This is a genomic window from Acidovorax sp., assembly GCF_016783915.1.
GTDB lineage: Bacteria > Pseudomonadota > Gammaproteobacteria > Burkholderiales > Burkholderiaceae_C > Acidovorax.
Window position 1 is genome coordinate 1 of sequence record NZ_JADHVT010000105.1, and the last position, 17,268, is coordinate 17,268.

Consider the following 17,268-nt stretch of genomic DNA (forward strand, 5'->3'; position numbering starts at 1 on the left):
GCGTTCTCGCCGCGCACCACGCTGCGCTTGAGCCCGGCAGGGATCACCGCGTAGCCTTCGATCTCTCCGCGCCACAGGGCCTCTTGCGCCTCGCGTTCGCTGGCGGCGACAAAACGCACTTCTATGCGGGGATCAGCGTCGGCAAAGCGGGTGATCTGGCGCGACAGGCTGGTGTGGTCCCTGTCCACCCCGGCCACGGGCACGCGGGTGAGTACCTCGTCGGCATAGAACCAGGGGTAGAAAAAGCCGTAGAGCACGGGCGCTCCTACCAAAAGCAGCAGCACGCCCTTGTCGCGCACCACAGTGGCCAGCGCTTGCAGCCAGGCCTGCAGCAGGCCCTGGTGTGGCGGTGACACCGCCGGCATGGGTTTCATCGGTGTGTTCATCAGCGGCCTCCCCACGTGTCGGGGCGCCGGTGGCTCAGGGTTAGTGCAGCGGCACCCGCCAACCACAGCACGGCGGTGGCGATGATCAGCGCCACCATGGTCCAGACGCTGGGGGCCAGTGGCGCACCCATTTGCAGCTGCTCGATCTGCAGGCGGATGTAGTGGGTGAACGGCATGGCCTCGGCCCAGGCGCGGGCACTGGCGGGCATGCCCGCCAGCGGAAACGCCACGCCGCTGAACGCAAACGCCGGTGCCGCGAAAAAGCCCGCGCCCGATAGCGCCGTGCGCTGTGACCGCGTGATGCCCGCCAGCGCGGCTCCCGCCATCACCGATACAGCCATCAGCAGCGCCAGCGCCGCCGCCACCCACCACAGGTTGCCCGGCGGGTGCCAGCCGCGCCCCCAGGTGATGCCCACCAGCGCCAGCAGGCCCACCAGCGTGAGTGATACCCAGGGCAAGGCCAGCTTGCCGGCCAGCGCGCCTGCAGTGCGCGCCCAGCCCCCCGTGCCCAGCCACTCTCCCAGCGTGCGGTCGCGCAGCTCGCGGCCCACCGCCCAGGCGCCGGCCGTCATGGCCAGGATGTGCAACAGGGCAGGGATCAGCGCCGCGCCCAGAAACTGCTCGTAGTTGCTCGACACATTGAACAGCGCCACTATCTGCGTGTGGATAGGTTCCATGCTCACATGCACGGCCTGGGCGCTTTCGCCGCGCTTGTTGCGCGCGGCCATCTCGATACCAGCCGACAAGGTGCCCACGGCAGCGCGCACATCGCGCTGCAGCAGGCCCGAGTGGGTGGACATCTGCGCGTTGTGCAGCAGCGTGACCTGTGCGGCACGGCCTTCCTTCACGGTGCGCGCAAAGTCGCGGGGGATGGTGACCACCGCATACACGTCCACCGCGCGCAGCGCGTGCTCAGCCTCGGTCGTGTTGGTGAAGTGCTGGGTGATCTGCACGCCCGGCGTGGCATCCAACATGCGCACCAGCTGGCGCGACAGGCTGGAGTGATCGTCATCGACCACGCCCACGGCCAAGTGGCGCGGCAGGCCGGCCGAGAAGATCCACCACAGCAGTGCCACGCCCAGCAGCGGCACCCAGGTGACCATGGCCAGGTCCCACGGGTCGGCCGCCAGGCGGCGGGCTTCGCGGCGAAGGCTGTTTGCTATCGAATTCATAGCTGTTTGCGCATATTGCACTGGCGCTACCGGCACTTTTGACTCAAATCGCTGTGCATCAGGCGCATGTCACTGCACCAGCACCGTCATGCCAGGGCGTGCGCCTTCGATAGGGGCTGCCGGGCGCGCGCGCACTTCGAACGTACGCGCGTCAAAGCCCTGGCCTGCGCGCGTGGCGCGCCAGGTGGCAAAGTCGGGCAGTGCAGCCGTGTGATAGACCTTGAACTTGACCACCTTGTTGCCCAGCGCTGGCAGCGTGGCGTCGAACTCGTTGCCGATGGCAAAGCGTTGCAGGCGGTCTTCGCGCACGTTCAGCACCACCCACTGGTCTTTCAGGTCCACCACCGTGACCACGGCCACACCCTGGGGCGACAGCTCGCCCGTGCGGGCCAGCACCTTGGCCACTTCGCCTGCCACGGGGCTTTTGAGTTCCGTCTCGGCCTGGGCTGCCTGCACCTCGGCCACCACGCCGGCCACCTGGCGCGCCTGGGCGCTGGCGGCGGATCGGTCTTCGGTGCGGGCACCGGCGCGTGCCAGGTCGTACTGCGCCTTGGCGGCCAGCGCCTGGTCGCGCGAGGCCTTGAAGTTGGCCTCTGCCTCGTCGCGCTTTTGCGCAGCCACCAGGCCCTCGCGGGCCAGGCCGTCCACGCGTTTGAAGGACGATTCGGCCAGGTCGGCAGCGGCCACGGCGCGCTGCCAGTTAAGGCGGGCCATTTCAATCTCTTGCGGGCGCGCGCCGTGCTGGGCCTTGTCGGCCACGGCCTGGGCCGCCTCTTGCGCCGCTGTTGCCTGGGCCAGCTTTGCGGTGACCTCGGGGCTGTCCATGCGGATCAGCGGTGCGCCCACGGTGATCTGGTCGCCTTCCTTCACCAGGATCTGCGCGATGCGCGCGGTGACCTTGGGGGCAATGTCGGCCTCTTGCGCTTCGATCTGGCCCTGAAAGACTTCGGGTGCAGGCTGTGAGGCTTTCCACAGGCCAAAGCCCACAAAGCCTGCTACGGCCACGAAGGCTGCTGCGCCAACGGCTGCTGTTTTCTTGCTCATGCTCTTCACTCCACTTTCAGCGCATCAGCGCGCGCCATGTATTTGCCAAAGTCTTCCGACAGGCCGCAGGCCTCCAGCAGATCGGCCAGCGCCTTCACGTAGTCGTGGGCGGCCTGGGCGCGTTCGGTCTGGGCCTTGGCCTGGTTTGTCTGCGCGTCGATCAGATCCAGCGTGGTGCTGGTGCCCGCCTTCAGTCCCGAGATGCGCAGGCGCAGCACTTCGTCGGCCAGCTCCAGCCCCGGCTGCAGCGCAAAGTAGGCGCGGCGTGCCTGCTCCAGGGCCAGCCAGCGTTTTTCCACCAGCAGTGCAATGTCGTTCTGCGCCTGCGCGCCGGTGCGCTCAGCCTGCTCGATCTGGCTGTTGGATGACTCGGCCAGTGCGTTGCGGTCGATGGAGTCCCACAGCGTCCAGCGCACGCCCACGCCGGCCACCCAGTCGGCATCGCGGCCGGTCTTGAGCTGGCGCTGGCCAAACGCAAACACCTGGGGCTTGCGCAGTGCCTCCTGTGCGGCATGCAGTTGCGTGGCTTGCTCTTTCTTGGCGGCCACCTTGTCCAGTCCGGGGTGGTGGGCCAAGGCGGTGTCGATGAAGTGGGGCAGGGGCTCGACCGGCTGGCTCAGCACAAACAGGGGGCTGGTGGGTGTGACGGGGTCGGTCGCCTTGAGGGTGCGCGTCAGCGCCGTGGCGGCCAGCTCGGCATCGTCGCGGGCCTTGCGCGCGTTGCGGCGGGCCTCTTCCAGCGCGGAGCGGGCCTGCAGGCGTTCGACGCGTGCAATCACACCAGCGTCCAGCATCTTCTGTGCGGCGGCGTCGTGCTGCTCGATAGTGGCCAGGGCCGATTCGCGCAGCAGGGCAGCGCGCTGCGCCAGCTGGGCGCCAAAGTAGCGCTGCACCAGCAGGGTGGTGGCCTCATGGCCGGTTTTGGCGGCGTCGGCCTGGGTTTCTTGCGCCTGGGCATCCAGCAGGCCCCGTGCCGCATTGCTGGCGCCCCCCATGTAGATCGGCCAGATGGCAGAGACCGAGGCTGTGGTGTCGCTCTTGCTGCGGTTGAGCGTGTAGCTGGACGGCAGATGCGGCAACTGGGCCAGCGAGCCCGCCAGCTGGGGTGGCAGCTGCGACAGCACGCCGGGCAGGGCGCGGTTCAGCGGGTTCAGGTCCACGTCCAGGTTGGCGTTATAGGTATAGGCGGCGCCGCTCAGGTTGACCACCGGGCCGCCCAGGCGCTGCATGGCGTCGCGGCGCAACTGGGCGCTTTCGACGGCGCTGCGCGATGCGGCCAGCTGGTCGGAGCGCTGGTGCAGCTGCTGCAGCGCTGCGTCAAACGCCAAAGGGGCGGCGTGGGCCTGCAGGGGCAGCAGGGCCAGGGGGGTAGATGCAAACAGGCAGAGCAAAGCCGCGCCTGCCCGGCCTGTGTGCCGGGGCGTGGTGGGATGGGTCATGGTGTCAGGTCGTGGTTGTCAGCGCGCACCCACCGGGGTGTAGGCGTTGCTGTGCTCTGCCAGCCAGCGTGCCGACAAGTCGGTGCCGTGCTGGCTGGGGTGAAAGTCGGGGCGCAGGTACTCGCGCCAGGGGCGCCAGGTCTCGCGCACTAGGCCGCCCTTGCCGAACAACGTGCGTGCCGCGCTGGTCCACGTGCTCCATTTCCACAGCGAGCCATCGCGGCGCAGGTTCAGCACCGTCTGGCGCAGCACATCGCCGAGGAACACCACCGTGATGCGGCGGAACCAGGTGATGCGCCACTCGTGGTTGCCGCCCAAGGCCTGGTAAAGGTCGAAGGCCGTGTTCTTGTGCTCGGACTCTTCGGCACAGTGCCATTGCCACATCGTGGCCAGGCGAAGCTCGGCACCCTGCAGCACCTGGGGGTGGGCCAGCAGCCATTCGGCCAGCAGGGCGGTGAAGTGCTCGTTGGCGGCTGTCACGGCCAATGGGTGGCGTGGGTCAGCGTTGGCAAAAAGCTTCATGCGCTCTTGCGCGCGCGGGGCCCATGCGTTGACCAGGCCCTGTTGGTCGAGGTGACCATTGAACAGCGCGTGGATGCGGCGATGGGTGGCCTCCTGCCCGATGAAGCCGCGTACCTCATCGGCAAACTGCGCGTGCTTCTCTGGGGGCAGGGCCTTGTGGCCGTCACGCACCGCATCGATGAAGAACTGCTCGCCCACCGGAAAGCTCATCGACAGCGCATTGAAAAGTGCCGAGCGAAACGCGTCGCCACCACACCAATGGCGCGCAAAGGGGGTCTCCAAGTCGATCAGCAGCCGGCGGACAACGAGTTCGGTCATGGGAAGGCTCCTGGTGCGGGGTGATGCCGCACCGTGGGTGCATAGGTTTGGTACTTTGCAGTACCGATGGATTTGTATGATGCAGCGCCACTGTGGTACTGTCAAGTACCTCGTCGATTTTTCTGTCTCACGATCTGCCTCCATGAGTGAAGTCACCGCTTCAGCCGTTGCGCCCACCGCGGGCACCGAACATCGCGCCCGCCTGCTGGAAGGCATGGCGCGCGCCGTGGCCTCCAAGGGCTACGCAGACACCACCATTGCCGACATCGTGCGCGAAGCCAGTGTGTCGCGCCGCACCTTCTATGAAAACTTTGCCGATAAGGCCGACTGCCTGACCGCACTGTATGAGGCGGCCAGCGGCAACGCGATTGCGGTGCTGCGCACTGCCATCGATCCGCACAGCGCTTGGGAGGCCCAGGTGGAGCAGGCCATGGCTGCTTACTTTGGAGTGCTGGCACGCAACCCTGTGCTGCTGCGCACCTTGTTTATCGACATCCTGGGCCTGGGCCCCACGGGTCTGGCCGCGCGCCGCCGCGCCAACCAGCAACTGGCCGACCTGATGCTGGACGTGGTGAACAACCGCCCTGGTGAGCGCAAACGTAAGACGCCCCTGCAGCCGATGATGGCCATGGCCGTGGTGGGGGGGATCAACGAGATGGTGCTGCACTCCATCGAGCAGGACCGGGCCGGGCAGCTGCAAGAGCTGGTGGAGCCCGCGGCAACTTTGTTGCGGGCGGCGATCTCGGCCGAGTTCTGATCGTTGTGTGGGAGACCGTACCGCGATAGGTGCAGCCAGCGCCTCACACCTCGTTGGCAATCTCGATCAGGTTGTCGTCCGGGTCGTAGATGTAGACCGAGCGCAGCCGGTGGCGGGCGCCCGTTGCGCCCACCGGGCCTTGCACGATGGGGACGCCTTCGGCCTGCAGGTGGGCGATGACGTCGTCGAGTGGCATCTGGGTGAGAAAGCACAGGTCGCCCGAGCCCGCAGTGGCATGGCGCACGTTGGGGTCCACCACCGTGCCCACTTCGTGCAGGTTGATCTTTTGCGCGCCGAAGTGCAGCGCGTACCGCTGGGGCTTGAACTCCCGCGCGGTCATGCCCAGCACACGCTCATAAAACGCAATGGTTTTGTCGATGCTGGCGACGGTGAGCACGACGTGGTCGATGGATTCGAGAACGATGGGCATGGTGTAGGGCGGGGGGGATTAGGCGAGAGAAGTATGGCGCGCCAGTGTGGCGGGCTGCAGCCACCGCTTGTTGGCCGTAAACACTACCGTGAGCAGCAGCCCGGCCAGCACGGCCATGAACCAGTGCAGGGGCGATAGCGGCACAAACCTGAAGGCGTTGGCCAGCCACGGCACGGTGGTGATGGCCGTCAGCGCGGCCAGCGTGCCGCCCGCCACCCACAGGCTGACCGGGGTGAGTCCCTTCCACAGGCTGCGCCACACCGTCTGGCTGCTGCGGCTGGGCAGGATGAGCGCGGCGTTGGCTGCCACCAGCACCACAAACGCGGCCGTGCTGGCGGTGGCGGCATGTGCGGGCTGGCTCAGCAGCCAGGCATACAGGCCCACCACGGCAGCGGTCACCACGCTGCCCTGCAGAACGCTCAGCAGGATGTGGCGGGCGGACAGCAGGGGTTCGTCGGCCGCGCGCGGCGGCTGCTGCATGAGGTCGGCAGCACCTTCTTCGGCCTCGAACACGATGGAGCAGGCCGGGTCGATGACCAGCTCCAGAAACGCGATGTGCAGCGGCGCCAGCACCAGCGGCAGCCCGAACAGCACCGGCAGCAGCGCCAGCCCAATGATGGGCACGTGCACCGCCAGCGTGTAGACCATGGCCTGGCGCAGGTTGGCAAAGGTCTGCCGCCCCCGGTGAATCGCCAACACGATGGCTGCGAAATCGTCGTGCAGCAACACCAGGGCTGCAGCCTCGCGCGCCACGTCGGTGCCGCGCTGTCCCATGGCGATACCGATGTGAGCGGCCTTGAGGGCGGGGGCGTCGTTCACGCCGTCACCGGTCATGGCCACCACGTCGCCCTGGGCCTTGAGAGCTTCCACCAGCGCCAGCTTCTGGTGTGGCTTGATGCGCGCAAACACGCTGACCTGCCGGACCTGGTCGGCCAGTACCTGCGGTGGCATGTGGGTCAGCTCGTCGCCGGTGATCACGCGGTCGTTGGCGATGCCCGCCTGGGCTGCAATGGCGCGCGCGGTGCGCGGGTGGTCGCCTGTGATCATCACCACGCGAATGCCCGCCTGGCGGCACTGTGCAACGGCCTGGGGCACCTCGGGGCGCAGTGGGTCGGCCAGGGCCACCAGGCCCAGCCACTCCAAGTCAAAGTCGTGCTGGGCGTCGGGCCAGGTGTCTTGTGTGTGGTGCCGTGCCTTGGCCACGCCCAGCACCCGCAGGCCCCGGTCGGCCAGGCGCGCGGCCTGGGCGCTGACAGCGGCGCGTTCTGCGTCGGGCAGGTGGCACAGGTCGGCCACGGCTTCGGGCGCACCCTTGGTGGCCACGGTGTCGTGCGCCGAGGTGCCGTCGCGCCACAGGTGGCTCATGGCCAGTAGCTGGGGCGACAGCTCGTATTCGCGCGCCAGCGACCATGCGGGGTGCAGGTGCTCGGTGTCCACCAGGTGGTCGGCCGCCATGCGGTGAAAGGCCTGCTCCATGGGGTCGTGGGGTTCTATCTCGCTGGCCAGCACGGCGTATTCGAGCAGTTCGTGGAAGGCATCGGGCAGCGCGCTGCCATCCGCAGCGGCTGGCAGGTGTTGCACATCCAGCTCCTGGCCCGCAATGCACAGCGCCGCCACTGCCATGCGGTTTTGGGTGAGGGTGCCGGTCTTGTCCACGCACAGCACGGTGGTCTGGCCCAGTGTCTCGATGGCGTTGAGCCGCCGCGTGAGCACCTGCTGCGCCGCCAGCCGCCGCGCGGCCAGGGCCAGGAAGATGATCATGATCACGGGCAGTTCTTGCGGTAGCACCCCCATGGCCAGCGTGATGCCTGCCAGCACGGCCTGCAGCCAGTCGCCGCGCAGCGCCCAGAACAGGGCCACCAGCAGCGCGCACAGCGACAGGCCAATGACCACCAGCTTACGCGTGAGCCGTGCCATCTCTTCGCGCAGCGGTGAGGCCTGCAGGGCAATGGTGTCGAGCGACTGGCCGATGCGGCCCAGCTCGGTGTGGCGGCCCACGGCGGTCACCTTCAGCAGGCCCTGGCCGCTGACCACCAGCGTGCCCGCAAACACCTTGTCGGCAGGTTGTTTGGCCACAGGCTCCGACTCGCCGGTCAGCATCGACTCGTTGGCGGCCAGCTCATGGGCCTGCAGCAGCGTTCCGTCGGCCGGGATGCGGTCTCCCTCGGCAATCATCAGCAGGTCTTCGCGCACCACGTCGCGGCCGGCAATGTGCACCATGGTGCCGCCGCGCAACGCCAGGGCCCGGGGGCTGGAGAGGTCGCGCAGGGTGTTCAGCGCATTGTCGGTGCGGCGCTCCTGCAGCACCGTGATCGCCATGATGATGACCACGAAGCCCAGCAGGATCATTGCCTCGTGCGCGTCGCCCATGGCGAGGTAAATGGCACCTGCACCCAGCAGGAGCAGGAACATGGGCTCTGTGACCACGTCCCAGGCCATGTCGCGCAGCGTGCGGCGCTGGCTGATGCCCAGTTCGTTGGGGCCTTCTTCACGCAGGCGTTGGTCGGCCAGGGCTGGGTCGAGGCCGGTGGGGGAGTCGGTAGTGGGCATGTGGGACGTGAGGCTTGCGTTGCAATTAGGGTCGCAACGGTGTAACGGTTATACCGCGCGCTGGTGTCTGCATCCCTGACGGAGCGCAGTGCGCCGCACTCCATCTGCCTTCATCACACTTCGCACATCACAAAGTCTGCCTTGCCGACATTGCATTCGGGGCAGCGCCAGTCGGCGGGCACATTGTCCCAGAGGGTGCCGGGTGCGATCCCGTGGTCGGGCAGGCCAGCAGCCTCGTCGTAGATCCAGCCGCAAACGGCACACATGTAGATTTTCATGGGGTGTTTCCTTTCTTGTCGGTGGCTATGTCTCAATCGTCATCGTGGTGCCGTTGGCGTTCGCTCGATGTGCTGCTGGAAACCCAGCCGCTGGGCGACTGTTGCCACTGCCAGGCACCAAATGCCAGGGCTGCGATCAGCAGCAGGGCGGCGAGCCAGGTGCGATTCTTCGGGACCAGGTCAGGCCCTTTGCCCTCTACGCGGCCGGTGAGCATGGGCAGGGCCTGGTTCTTGCGGCGTAGCACGCTCAGGCCTGAAATCAGCGCAATGTGGGCCAACACCACAAACAGCAGGGCGTTGCCGAAGAACTCATGCACTTCTTCCATCGCTTCGCCCATCCAGTTGCCACCCAGCGCAGCGCCCCAGTCGTTGTACGTGGCATAGCCGCTGAGCGTGAGAGGCACCATCAGCGCCAGCAGCAAAACGATGGTCAGCGCCATCAGCAGGTTCTGGCCCTGGCGCCAGTTGATCTGCATCACCGACGGGGCCTGGGGCAGGGCGCGCAGCCATGCGGGTGTCCCCGCCAGCTTGCGCCACAGCAGGCCCAGGCCCGAGGTGCGCGGCCCGAAGATGCCGTACAGCAAGCGAAAGCCCAGCAGCCCCGCCATGGTGTAGCCCAGCGTGACATGCAGCAGCCGCCAGTGCTCGCTATCGGCCGTGGCGTAGGCGCCCACGAAGCACAGTGCAAACAGCCAGTGGAACATGCGCGTGGGCGCATCGGTCACCCGGCGGCTGGGGGCCTTGGCAGGGGCGGGTTGCGCCGAAGCATCGGCGGGATGGAGGGTAGGTGTGTTGTTCATCGTGTGTTCCTTGACCGGATACAGATCAGATTCAATGCAGATCGAGAGCGGCGAACAGGGCTCAGCGAAGCGGTTCTGGCTAGGCGCTGTGTCGCAGGCAGTACGGTTAGTACGACAAGACACAGCAACGACGCCAGAAGAGTTCTGTTCACCGCTCTCAGTCGTTCCAGGCGCGGCGAGAGCGGACATCGAGCCCCGCCGGCATGCGCAGGTTGTGTTCGTCAAACTGTCCCTGGTCTGCGCCTGTGTGGCAGGCCGCGCAGTTGGCAGCGCTTTTCACGCTGGCGAGCTTCCAGGTGGCGGGTTCGATCTTTCGGTGCTTGCGTTCAAACCAGGCCGAGCGGGTAATGCGGTCCTCAGGGGGCTCCTCGTTCACGCGCTTGTAGGTGCCTGCGTGGGCCTGCAGCCACTGGTTGAGCTGGCGCACGGTGGCCGCGTCCAGCGAAGCGTCGGTGCCGTAGTGCTTGTCCAGGCCCGTCATTACGCGGTTCCACGATGCTGCGGGCAGCAGGCCGGGCGGGTAGGCGGTGTGGCAAGCGGCGCACTCCTGGGTGTAGGCGCTGGGCACGTTGCGGGGCATGGCGCGCCCGCCGTCTGCATGGGCGCTGGAGAGCGACAGCAGGGTCAGCACGCACACAGCGGCGGCCAGGGCTGCTGGGCGGAGGGGGGCAGGTTTTTTCATGGTGTGGGTCTCAGGGCTTGAGCGCGTTGAGGTAAGCCAGCACATCCGCCTTCTCGACGGCCGTGCATTCGCGGCTCAGCACGTCGTTACAGTTGCGGCGGAACCACTTGTCCACCTTGGCGGTGTCGGTGAAGGCCTTGGGGTTGAAGGCCGGAGCCAGGGGCGCGATCGACTTGCCGGTGCTGGCATGTTTGCCCTGCGCGGTGGGCGGCGTGCCGTGGCAGGATGCGCAAGACCATTCGCCGCCATGGCGCGTGGTGAAGAACACCTTGCCTTTGTCGGCGTTGCCTGGGCTCCCGGCCTGAGCGCTCCAGTGGGCGAGCTGTTGGGCGGCGGTGGTGTCAGCAGCGTGGCTGATACTGGTGGCTGCAAGTGCACAGAGCGCCGCCAGAGTCAGGGTGCGAAGGGAAGTCATGCTGTGGTCCTTGTGGGTTTCATCGCTTGTGCAGTCATTGTTGAAATCCCCACCTGAACGGCGCGTGAAAGGGTTGTTCATCGGCTGTTCAGATATCGCGCGGGACAATGCGCTCATGTTTTTCTCCTTCCTCCCTGTTGCTGCGGGCCTCCATGCCCAGCGCTGGCGCCTGGCTGCCTGTGTGCTGTGCGCTGCAGCGCTGGCCGTGCCGCCCGCCGGGGCCAGCGGCAAGGACGACCACGACCGCGCGCGGCAGGCGGTGCAGGCGGGCCAGGTGTTGCCACTGCCCACGGTGCTGGAGCGTCTGATGCGCGAGGTACCGGGCCAGGTGCTCGAAGTGGAGCTGGAGCCGGAGCGCGATCGCTGGATTTACGAGATCAAGCTGCTGACGCCTGCAGGGCAGTTGACCAAGGTCAAGCTCGATGCGCGCACGGCCGAGGTGCTGCGCGTACAGCCACGCGAATCGCGCGAAGATCTGCAACGACGCCAAGACAATCGCTGACACCCTTCCGATCAAGCCCCCCATGCGCATCCTGCTGGTAGAAGACGACACGCTGTTGCGCGCCCAGTTGCGCACCGCGCTGCAGGGCGCGGGTTACACCGTGGACGAGGCCGACAACGGGCGCGACGCGCAGTTTCTGGGCGAGACAGAGGCGGTGGATGCCGTGGTGCTGGACCTGGGCCTGCCGGTGGTGGACGGGCTCACGGTGCTCAAGCGCTGGCGGGCCGAGGGGCGCAACATGCCGGTGCTGATCCTCACCGCGCGCGACAACTGGCACGAAAAGGTCGCTGGCATCGATGCCGGTGCCGACGATTACCTGACCAAGCCTTTTCACCTCGAAGAACTGCTGGCGCGACTTCGCGCATTGATCCGCCGCGCCAGCGGGCAAGCGTCGGCCGTGCTGCAGTGTGGCGACTGGTCGCTGGACACCCGCAGTGGCCGCGTCACCTGTGCGGGCCAGCCGGTGGCGCTCACGGCGCATGAGTACAAGGTGCTTGACTACCTCATGCACCGGCCCGGCGTGCTGGTGTCTCGCGCCGAGCTGACCGAACACATCTATGCGCAGGACTTTGACCGCGACTCCAACACCATTGAGGTGTTTGTGGGGCGTCTGCGCAAGAAGCTGTCGTCCCTCGCACCCTCCTCGTCGGCTTCAGCCCGCATCGAAACCGTGCGTGGCATGGGCTACCGCCTGGTGCCGCCATGAACCGGCAAGGCCTGCCGCCTGCCGCGCCCTTGCACTGGTCCCGGTCCTTGCGACTGCGGCTGCTGGCCTTGACGCTGGCAGGGGTGGCTGTGGCCATGGTGCTGGCCGGGCTGGTGTTGAGCGGGTTGTTTCGCGAGCATGTGCAGCAGCAGTTTCAAGCAGCGCTGCAGCTGCAGCTGGACCAGATCACCGCGCGGCTGGAGTTCGATGCCCAGGGGCAGCCGGTGATCGCTGCCGAGGCGTTGTCTGACCCGCGCTGGCTCAAGCCTTACTCGGGCCTGTATTGGCAGGTGGACGCCATGGCGCCTGACGGGCGGGGGCGGGCCGGTGTGCTGCGCTCGCGCTCGTTGTGGGACACCAGCCTGGCGCTACAGGTGGATGCGTTGGCCGATGGCGCCGTGCATGTGCACGAGGTGGTGGGCCCGCAGGGTGCGCCTTTGCTGGTGCTGGAGCGCACGGTGCGGGCCGAGGGCGTGAATGCGGCGCGCTGGCGCCTGATTGTGGCCGCCGACCTGCAGGCCACGCAGGCGGCCACTGCGCGGTTCACGGGGGTGCTGGCGCTGTCGCTCGCGGTGCTGTTGGTGCTGCTGGCCGCCGCTGCCTGGGCGCAGGTGGCGGTGGGGCTCAAGCCCCTGGAGGCGCTGCAGCGTGCGGTGCAAGATGTGCAAGAAGCGCGGGCTTCGCAATTGCAAGGCAGCTTCCCTGCTGAAGTGCAGCCGCTGGTCGACGACTTCAACGCCGTGCTGCGCCGCCACGGCGAAGTGGTGGAGCGCGCACGCACCCAGGCGGGCAACCTGGCGCATGCGCTCAAGACACCCCTTGCGGTGCTGGAGAACGCGGCCCGCGCGCGGCCGCCCACCGATGGCCAGGAGCTGGCGGCGCTGGTGCGCGAGCAGGTTTTGGTGGCGCGCAGGCACATCGACTGGCACCTGGCGCGGTCGCGGGTGGCCGCTTCTGCGCACTTGCCTGGGCAGCGCACTGCGCTGCAGCCGGCGCTGGAAGGCCTGGTGCGCGTGATGAACAAGGTGCATGCGGACCGGGTGCTGGACATCAGCATCGCGCCGCCGCAGGTACCGCTGTTTTTTGCGGGTGAGGCGCAGGACCTGCAGGAAATGCTGGGCAACCTGCTGGACAACGCCTGCAAATGGGCCCGGTCTGCGGTACGGCTGCAGGCGCAGGAGCTGTCCCCCGAAGTGGATGCCACGCAGCGCCAGCTGGTGGTCACTGTAGAGGACGACGGCCCCGGTATTGATGCCGCGCAACGTGCGCAAGCGCTGGAACGCGGCGTGCGCCTAGACGAAACAGTGCCCGGCACGGGCCTGGGCCTGGCCATCGTGCAGGACCTGGCGGCGTTGTATGGGGGGCGGCTGGATCTGGAGCCTGCGGGCCTTGGCGGTTTGCGCGCGTCGCTCACACTGCCTGCCGCAAGTTCTGGTTGAGCCACTGTGGCTCGCGCGACACCCGTAAAAAAGCCCGCCAAAGCGGGCTAAGGCCCTGACAAATTCCCCTGAATCCTGCAAAGCCTTGGAGTGATGGAAACAGGTTATCACCGTCAGCGGTGTTTGACTACTCCTGTTGTGCAGGCTGTGTGCCGTCAGCGCCTGCTTTCCACGCTGTTGTGCATCGCTACCTGAGCCACTGCATCCAGGGCGTTGTCCACTACGGTGTGCTCGGCCAGCACCTGCAAGGCACCTTGCTGCAGCAGCCGGTCCAGCAGCCGCAGGGTCATTGACTGAGTACGACCAGCGGCGCTGGTAAACAGGAACAGGTTGCCGTGCGAGCCGATCCAGGACAGCTGTGTGCGCTCCCACTGGCCCGCCACCTGCAGATTGACCCAGGTGCCCACCGTGATGGTGGAGGCGGGCGGCGGCAGGGGCGCAGCGCTGCTGGGGGCAGCCTCGGGGGCCGTGCCTGTGTCTTCGCTCTCGGGCGATTGCGAGATATCGATATAGCCGGACTCCCTCGCTTCGGAGGGCGCAACCCAGGGGTCGTCCTCTTCAAGGGGGGCTGGTTGTTGCGGCTCCGCAGCGCGGGGCGCAAAAGTCGCTGCGGCTGCAGGGGCTGGCGCAGCCACCCTGGGCCCGGGTTTGAAGGCCTGCTGGTGCAGTTGCATCAGCAGCTCAAAAACAGCCTCCGTGCGGTCGGCGGGATAGTCGATGGACGCCAGGCCTTCGCGCAGTTTGGCCAGCAGCTTGGGCAGCAGGCGGGCCAGCTGGCCCGTGTTGGCGCGCGTCAGCTCGGGCTGCACGCTCCAGATCAGGGCGTCCACCAGTTCCTGGTAGCGGCCCGGGTCGGTCGTCCCCGACTTGTCCGACAGGCGCGCCTCGGCCATGACCTGGGCCCAAGCGCCCAGCAAAAAGCGCGATATGGCGTCTGGCACCTTGCCGATGTCGGGCAGCAGCCAAATCTCGCGCGATATCTGCGCAGCCAGCAGGTGGCGCTGCTCTGCATGCTGCAGGGCCTCTATGGCACGCAAACGCTCCTGCTTGAGAGCCTGGTCCTTCTCGTCCCATTTGGCGTGCAGCTGCTGCAGGACTTGCTCAAAGTCATCGGCGCTGTCGATGGTGGCGGTGGCCAGCGGCCCGGCAATGTGCATGAGTGACCGCATGAAGCTCTGAAAACCAGGGGCTTCGGGGCTGTTGAAGGCCTGGCTGCGGTCGGTGATGTCCTGTAGCAGGCGGCGCGCGGCATGCTCCTTATGGCTGAAAAAGCGGGGATCGGCCAGTGCCAGCTGCATCAGCGCAGGCTCCAGCGCGCGGATGAACTGCTGCACCGGCCACAGCAGCCGGGTGTCGCGCGCGATGTTGTCCACCATCAGCGCCACCACCTCCATGCTCAAGGTCTGGCCCAGGCCCTGCACCTGCTGCCGCTGCGCGGCTGCAGGGGTGCCGTCTGTGCCGCTGCCTGCGGGCGCACGCGGTGTACCCAGGCGCTCCATCATCTGGCCGACCTGGTTCATCTCTTGCAGCGCCTCAAACGCCGCGGGCACCGTCATCGCGAAATCCGTGGCCGGTGGGTCGATCTGCGGCAAACCTTGTGACGGATGTTCAAACTCCCGGTCAAACCGGGCTGCGAAAGATTCCTGGGGGTTGTCGCCGCTGGCGTTCATGTCCGTAGGGGTGGCTGCGTCATTGAACTCGCCCAGCAGCAGGCGGCGCAGGCGGTCCAGCGTCAGCAACGGGTCGCCCGCGCTGGTGGACGACACGTACAAGTCGTTGTCGGCTGCAAAACCGGGGGACGCCCCGGCGTCGGCCGGCGCCACATAGACGACTTCACCCGTGGCCTGCCGCATGGCATAGCCCACAGGCTTCACACCACTTTGCTTGAGCTGGTCGATTTGCGCCAGGTACAGGCTGCGCAGTTCGGTGCCCAATGCCTGGGCCATCAACCCCACCCAGTCGTGGCGCACCTGGGGCGTGACCTGCATCTGCGACACCACGGATTGCAGAGCCTGCAAGAAGACGTCGGGGCGCAGCGGGTTGTGCTCAGGCTGCACTCGGGACAGCCCCTGGGCCGCGCACACCAGCGCGTCCAGGTCAGCCAGCGGCCCCTCCACCGCAGAGATCAGTACCTGCCGTGCACGGGCGCGCTCCACGCTGTCGTTGATCTGCGCCTCGTCCATCAGCTCAAGGTCGTCAAAGTGCACGGTGAACAGGGACCGTGTGGGCTTGTCTTCGCCCTGTGCGGTGTCCTGGTCCAGCGCCTTGCGCAGTGCGTCGGGATAGCGCTCTGCCATCACCGATGCCAGCCGCACCAGTTGCTGCCGTGCCTCCTGCATCGCATTGTGCTCGCCGGGGGTGCGGGCACTGTCCAGGCGCGCCTGCAGGGACACGCGCGTGGCCTCGATGACGCGCTCCACCACAGGCCGGGCCTGGGCCAGCGCGATCTGGACGATGCGCTGCTGGGGCGCAGCGGAGCTGTCGGTCGGGTTCGCGGCGGGCAGGGTGGTGTGTGTCAAGGACATCTTCAGTGGAGCGCGGTACCAGTGGCAGCTGTATTGGATGCGATGTTACGCGTCAAAAAGGGGCCAGAGGCCCCTTTTTGACGATGGTGGGGCGGGTTCACCCGCCGTGGAACTTGACCACCAGGGGCACGATGAGCAGCGCCACGATGTTGATGATCTTGATCAGCGGGTTGATGGCCGGGCCGGCCGTGTCCTTGTAGGGGTCGCCCACGGTGTCGCCGGTTACCGCGGCCTTGTGCGCCTCGCTGCCCTTGCCGCCGTGGTGGCCGTCTTCGATGTACTTCTTGGCGTTGTCCCAGGCACCGCCGCCGGTGCACATGCTGATGGCCACGAAGAGGCCGGTGACGATGGTGCCCATCAGCAAACCGCCCAGCGCCTTGGGCCCCAGGGCCAGGCCCACCACGATGGGCACCACCACGGGCAGCAGGCTGGGGATCACCATCTCCTTGATGGCGGCGGTGGTCAGCATGTCCACGGCCTTGCCGTATTCGGGCTTGGCCGTGCCTTCCATGATGCCTGGGATGTCGCGGAACTGGCGGCGCACCTCCACCACCACCGCGCCGGCCGCGCGGCCCACGGCCTCCATGGCCATGGCGCCGAACAGGTAGGGGATCAGCCCACCGATGAACAGGCCGACGATGACCAGCGGGTCCGACAGGTCGAAGCTGATGGCCTTGCCGTAGCTCTCCAGCTTGTGGGTGTAATCGGCAAACAGCACCAGTGCAGCCAGGCCTGCCGAGCCGATGGCATAGCCCTTGGTCACGGCCTTGGTGGTGTTGCCCACAGCGTCCAGCGGGTCGGTGATGTCGCGCACGCTGCTGGGCAGCTCGGCCATTTCGGCAATGCCGCCCGCGTTGTCGGTGATGGGGCCATACGCATCCAGTGCCACCACGATGCCCGCCATGCTCAGCATGGACGTGGCCGCCACCGCAATGCCGTACAGGCCGGCGAGGCCGTAGGCCACGATGATGGCGGTGCACACAAACACCACGGGCCAGGCCGTGGAACGCATCGATACGCCCAGGCCCGCAATGATGTTGGTACCGTGGCCGGTGGTGGACGCCTGGGCGATGTGCTGCACGGGCGCGTATTGCGTACCGGTGTAGAACTCGGTGATCCAGACCAGTGCGGCCGTCAGCACCAGGCCGGTGGCGCAGGCACCGAACAGCCGCAGCTGCGAGCCCGTGGCCGTGACGGCGTTGTCCGGCATGATCCACAGCGTGACGAAGTAGAAGGCGATGAGTGACAGCACGCCCGCAATCGCCAGTCCTTTGTACAGCGCGGGCATCACGTTCTTCATGCC

Annotated in this window: 17 protein-coding genes; 4 read left to right on the forward strand and 13 right to left on the reverse strand. The window is 67.1% G+C overall.

Annotated features, from left to right (window positions below; translation table 11 throughout):
- From ISS20_RS17195 to ISS20_RS17215, 5 genes are all read right to left on the reverse strand, one after another.
- On the reverse strand, positions 1-374 hold a 374-nt coding region (locus tag ISS20_RS17195; RefSeq protein WP_291438168.1), incomplete at its 3' end, for an ABC transporter permease.
- Positions 375-385: 11 nt separating this feature from the next.
- The gene (locus ISS20_RS17200) at positions 386-1,558 is read right to left on the reverse strand and encodes an ABC transporter permease (protein WP_291438169.1); all 1,173 of its coding nucleotides are present in this window, start codon (positions 1,556-1,558) and stop codon (positions 386-388) included.
- A gap of 69 nt (positions 1,559-1,627) precedes the next feature.
- Entirely contained in the window at positions 1,628-2,602 is a 975-nt protein-coding gene (locus ISS20_RS17205) for an efflux RND transporter periplasmic adaptor subunit (protein ID WP_291438170.1), read from the reverse strand.
- 5 nt (positions 2,603-2,607) lie between these two features.
- Positions 2,608-4,041, reverse strand: a complete 1,434-nt coding sequence (locus ISS20_RS17210) for a TolC family protein (RefSeq protein WP_291438171.1) — start codon at positions 4,039-4,041, stop codon at positions 2,608-2,610.
- A gap of 18 nt (positions 4,042-4,059) precedes the next feature.
- Complete coding sequence (locus tag ISS20_RS17215; RefSeq protein ID WP_291438172.1) at positions 4,060-4,881, reverse strand: metal-dependent hydrolase; 822 nt, start codon at positions 4,879-4,881, stop codon at positions 4,060-4,062.
- A gap of 142 nt (positions 4,882-5,023) precedes the next feature.
- Here ISS20_RS17215 and ISS20_RS17220 point away from each other — a divergent pair, with 142 nt between their 5' ends.
- Positions 5,024-5,638 (forward strand): TetR/AcrR family transcriptional regulator, encoded by a 615-nt coding sequence (locus ISS20_RS17220; protein ID WP_291438173.1) that lies wholly within the window; start codon positions 5,024-5,026, stop codon positions 5,636-5,638.
- A 43-nt stretch (positions 5,639-5,681) separates the two neighbouring features.
- On the opposite strand, the gene ISS20_RS17225 is transcribed toward ISS20_RS17220, so the two are convergent.
- The 6 genes from ISS20_RS17225 to ISS20_RS17250 form a co-directional block, all read right to left on the reverse strand.
- Positions 5,682-6,068 carry a VOC family protein gene (locus ISS20_RS17225; protein ID WP_056067315.1) on the reverse strand — a complete coding sequence of 129 codons (387 nt, stop codon included), beginning with the start codon at positions 6,066-6,068 and terminating at the stop codon, positions 5,682-5,684.
- An 18-nt stretch (positions 6,069-6,086) separates the two neighbouring features.
- The gene (locus ISS20_RS17230) at positions 6,087-8,618 is read right to left on the reverse strand and encodes a cation-translocating P-type ATPase (protein WP_291438174.1); all 2,532 of its coding nucleotides are present in this window, start codon (positions 8,616-8,618) and stop codon (positions 6,087-6,089) included.
- A gap of 113 nt (positions 8,619-8,731) precedes the next feature.
- On the reverse strand, positions 8,732-8,896 hold the full coding sequence (locus ISS20_RS17235) for a rubredoxin (protein ID WP_291438175.1): 165 nt from the start codon (positions 8,894-8,896) through the stop codon (positions 8,732-8,734).
- Between the two features lie 32 nt (positions 8,897-8,928).
- Positions 8,929-9,696 carry a cytochrome b/b6 domain-containing protein gene (locus ISS20_RS17240; RefSeq protein WP_291438176.1) on the reverse strand — a complete coding sequence of 256 codons (768 nt, stop codon included), beginning with the start codon at positions 9,694-9,696 and terminating at the stop codon, positions 8,929-8,931.
- Positions 9,697-9,853: 157 nt separating this feature from the next.
- Positions 9,854-10,378 carry a diheme cytochrome c gene (locus tag ISS20_RS17245; RefSeq protein WP_291438177.1) on the reverse strand — a complete coding sequence of 175 codons (525 nt, stop codon included), beginning with the start codon at positions 10,376-10,378 and terminating at the stop codon, positions 9,854-9,856.
- Positions 10,379-10,388: 10 nt separating this feature from the next.
- Positions 10,389-10,793, reverse strand: a complete 405-nt coding sequence (locus tag ISS20_RS17250) for a DUF1924 domain-containing protein (protein WP_291438178.1) — start codon at positions 10,791-10,793, stop codon at positions 10,389-10,391.
- A gap of 115 nt (positions 10,794-10,908) precedes the next feature.
- On the opposite strand from ISS20_RS17250, the gene ISS20_RS17255 reads away from it, so the two are divergent.
- From ISS20_RS17255 to ISS20_RS17265, 3 genes are read left to right on the forward strand one after another with little or no spacing between them, the layout of a single operon-like run.
- Complete coding sequence (locus ISS20_RS17255) at positions 10,909-11,295, forward strand: PepSY domain-containing protein (protein WP_291438179.1); 387 nt, start codon at positions 10,909-10,911, stop codon at positions 11,293-11,295.
- A 22-nt stretch (positions 11,296-11,317) separates the two neighbouring features.
- On the forward strand, positions 11,318-12,001 hold the full coding sequence (locus ISS20_RS17260) for a response regulator transcription factor (protein WP_291438180.1): 684 nt from the start codon (positions 11,318-11,320) through the stop codon (positions 11,999-12,001).
- Positions 11,998-13,440: a sensor histidine kinase gene (locus ISS20_RS17265; protein WP_291438181.1), complete on the forward strand. Its 1,443-nt coding sequence runs from the start codon at positions 11,998-12,000 to the stop codon at positions 13,438-13,440. The genes ISS20_RS17260 and ISS20_RS17265 overlap by 4 nt, the downstream gene beginning before the upstream one ends.
- A 155-nt stretch (positions 13,441-13,595) precedes the next feature.
- Here ISS20_RS17265 and ISS20_RS17270 read toward each other — a convergent pair whose 3' ends face one another.
- The gene (locus tag ISS20_RS17270) at positions 13,596-15,965 is read right to left on the reverse strand and encodes a DUF1631 family protein (protein WP_291438182.1); all 2,370 of its coding nucleotides are present in this window, start codon (positions 15,963-15,965) and stop codon (positions 13,596-13,598) included.
- Positions 15,966-16,062: 97 nt separating this feature from the next.
- A partial coding sequence (locus ISS20_RS17275; RefSeq protein WP_291438183.1) for a sodium/proton-translocating pyrophosphatase occupies positions 16,063-17,268 on the reverse strand: 1,206 nt, incomplete at its 5' end.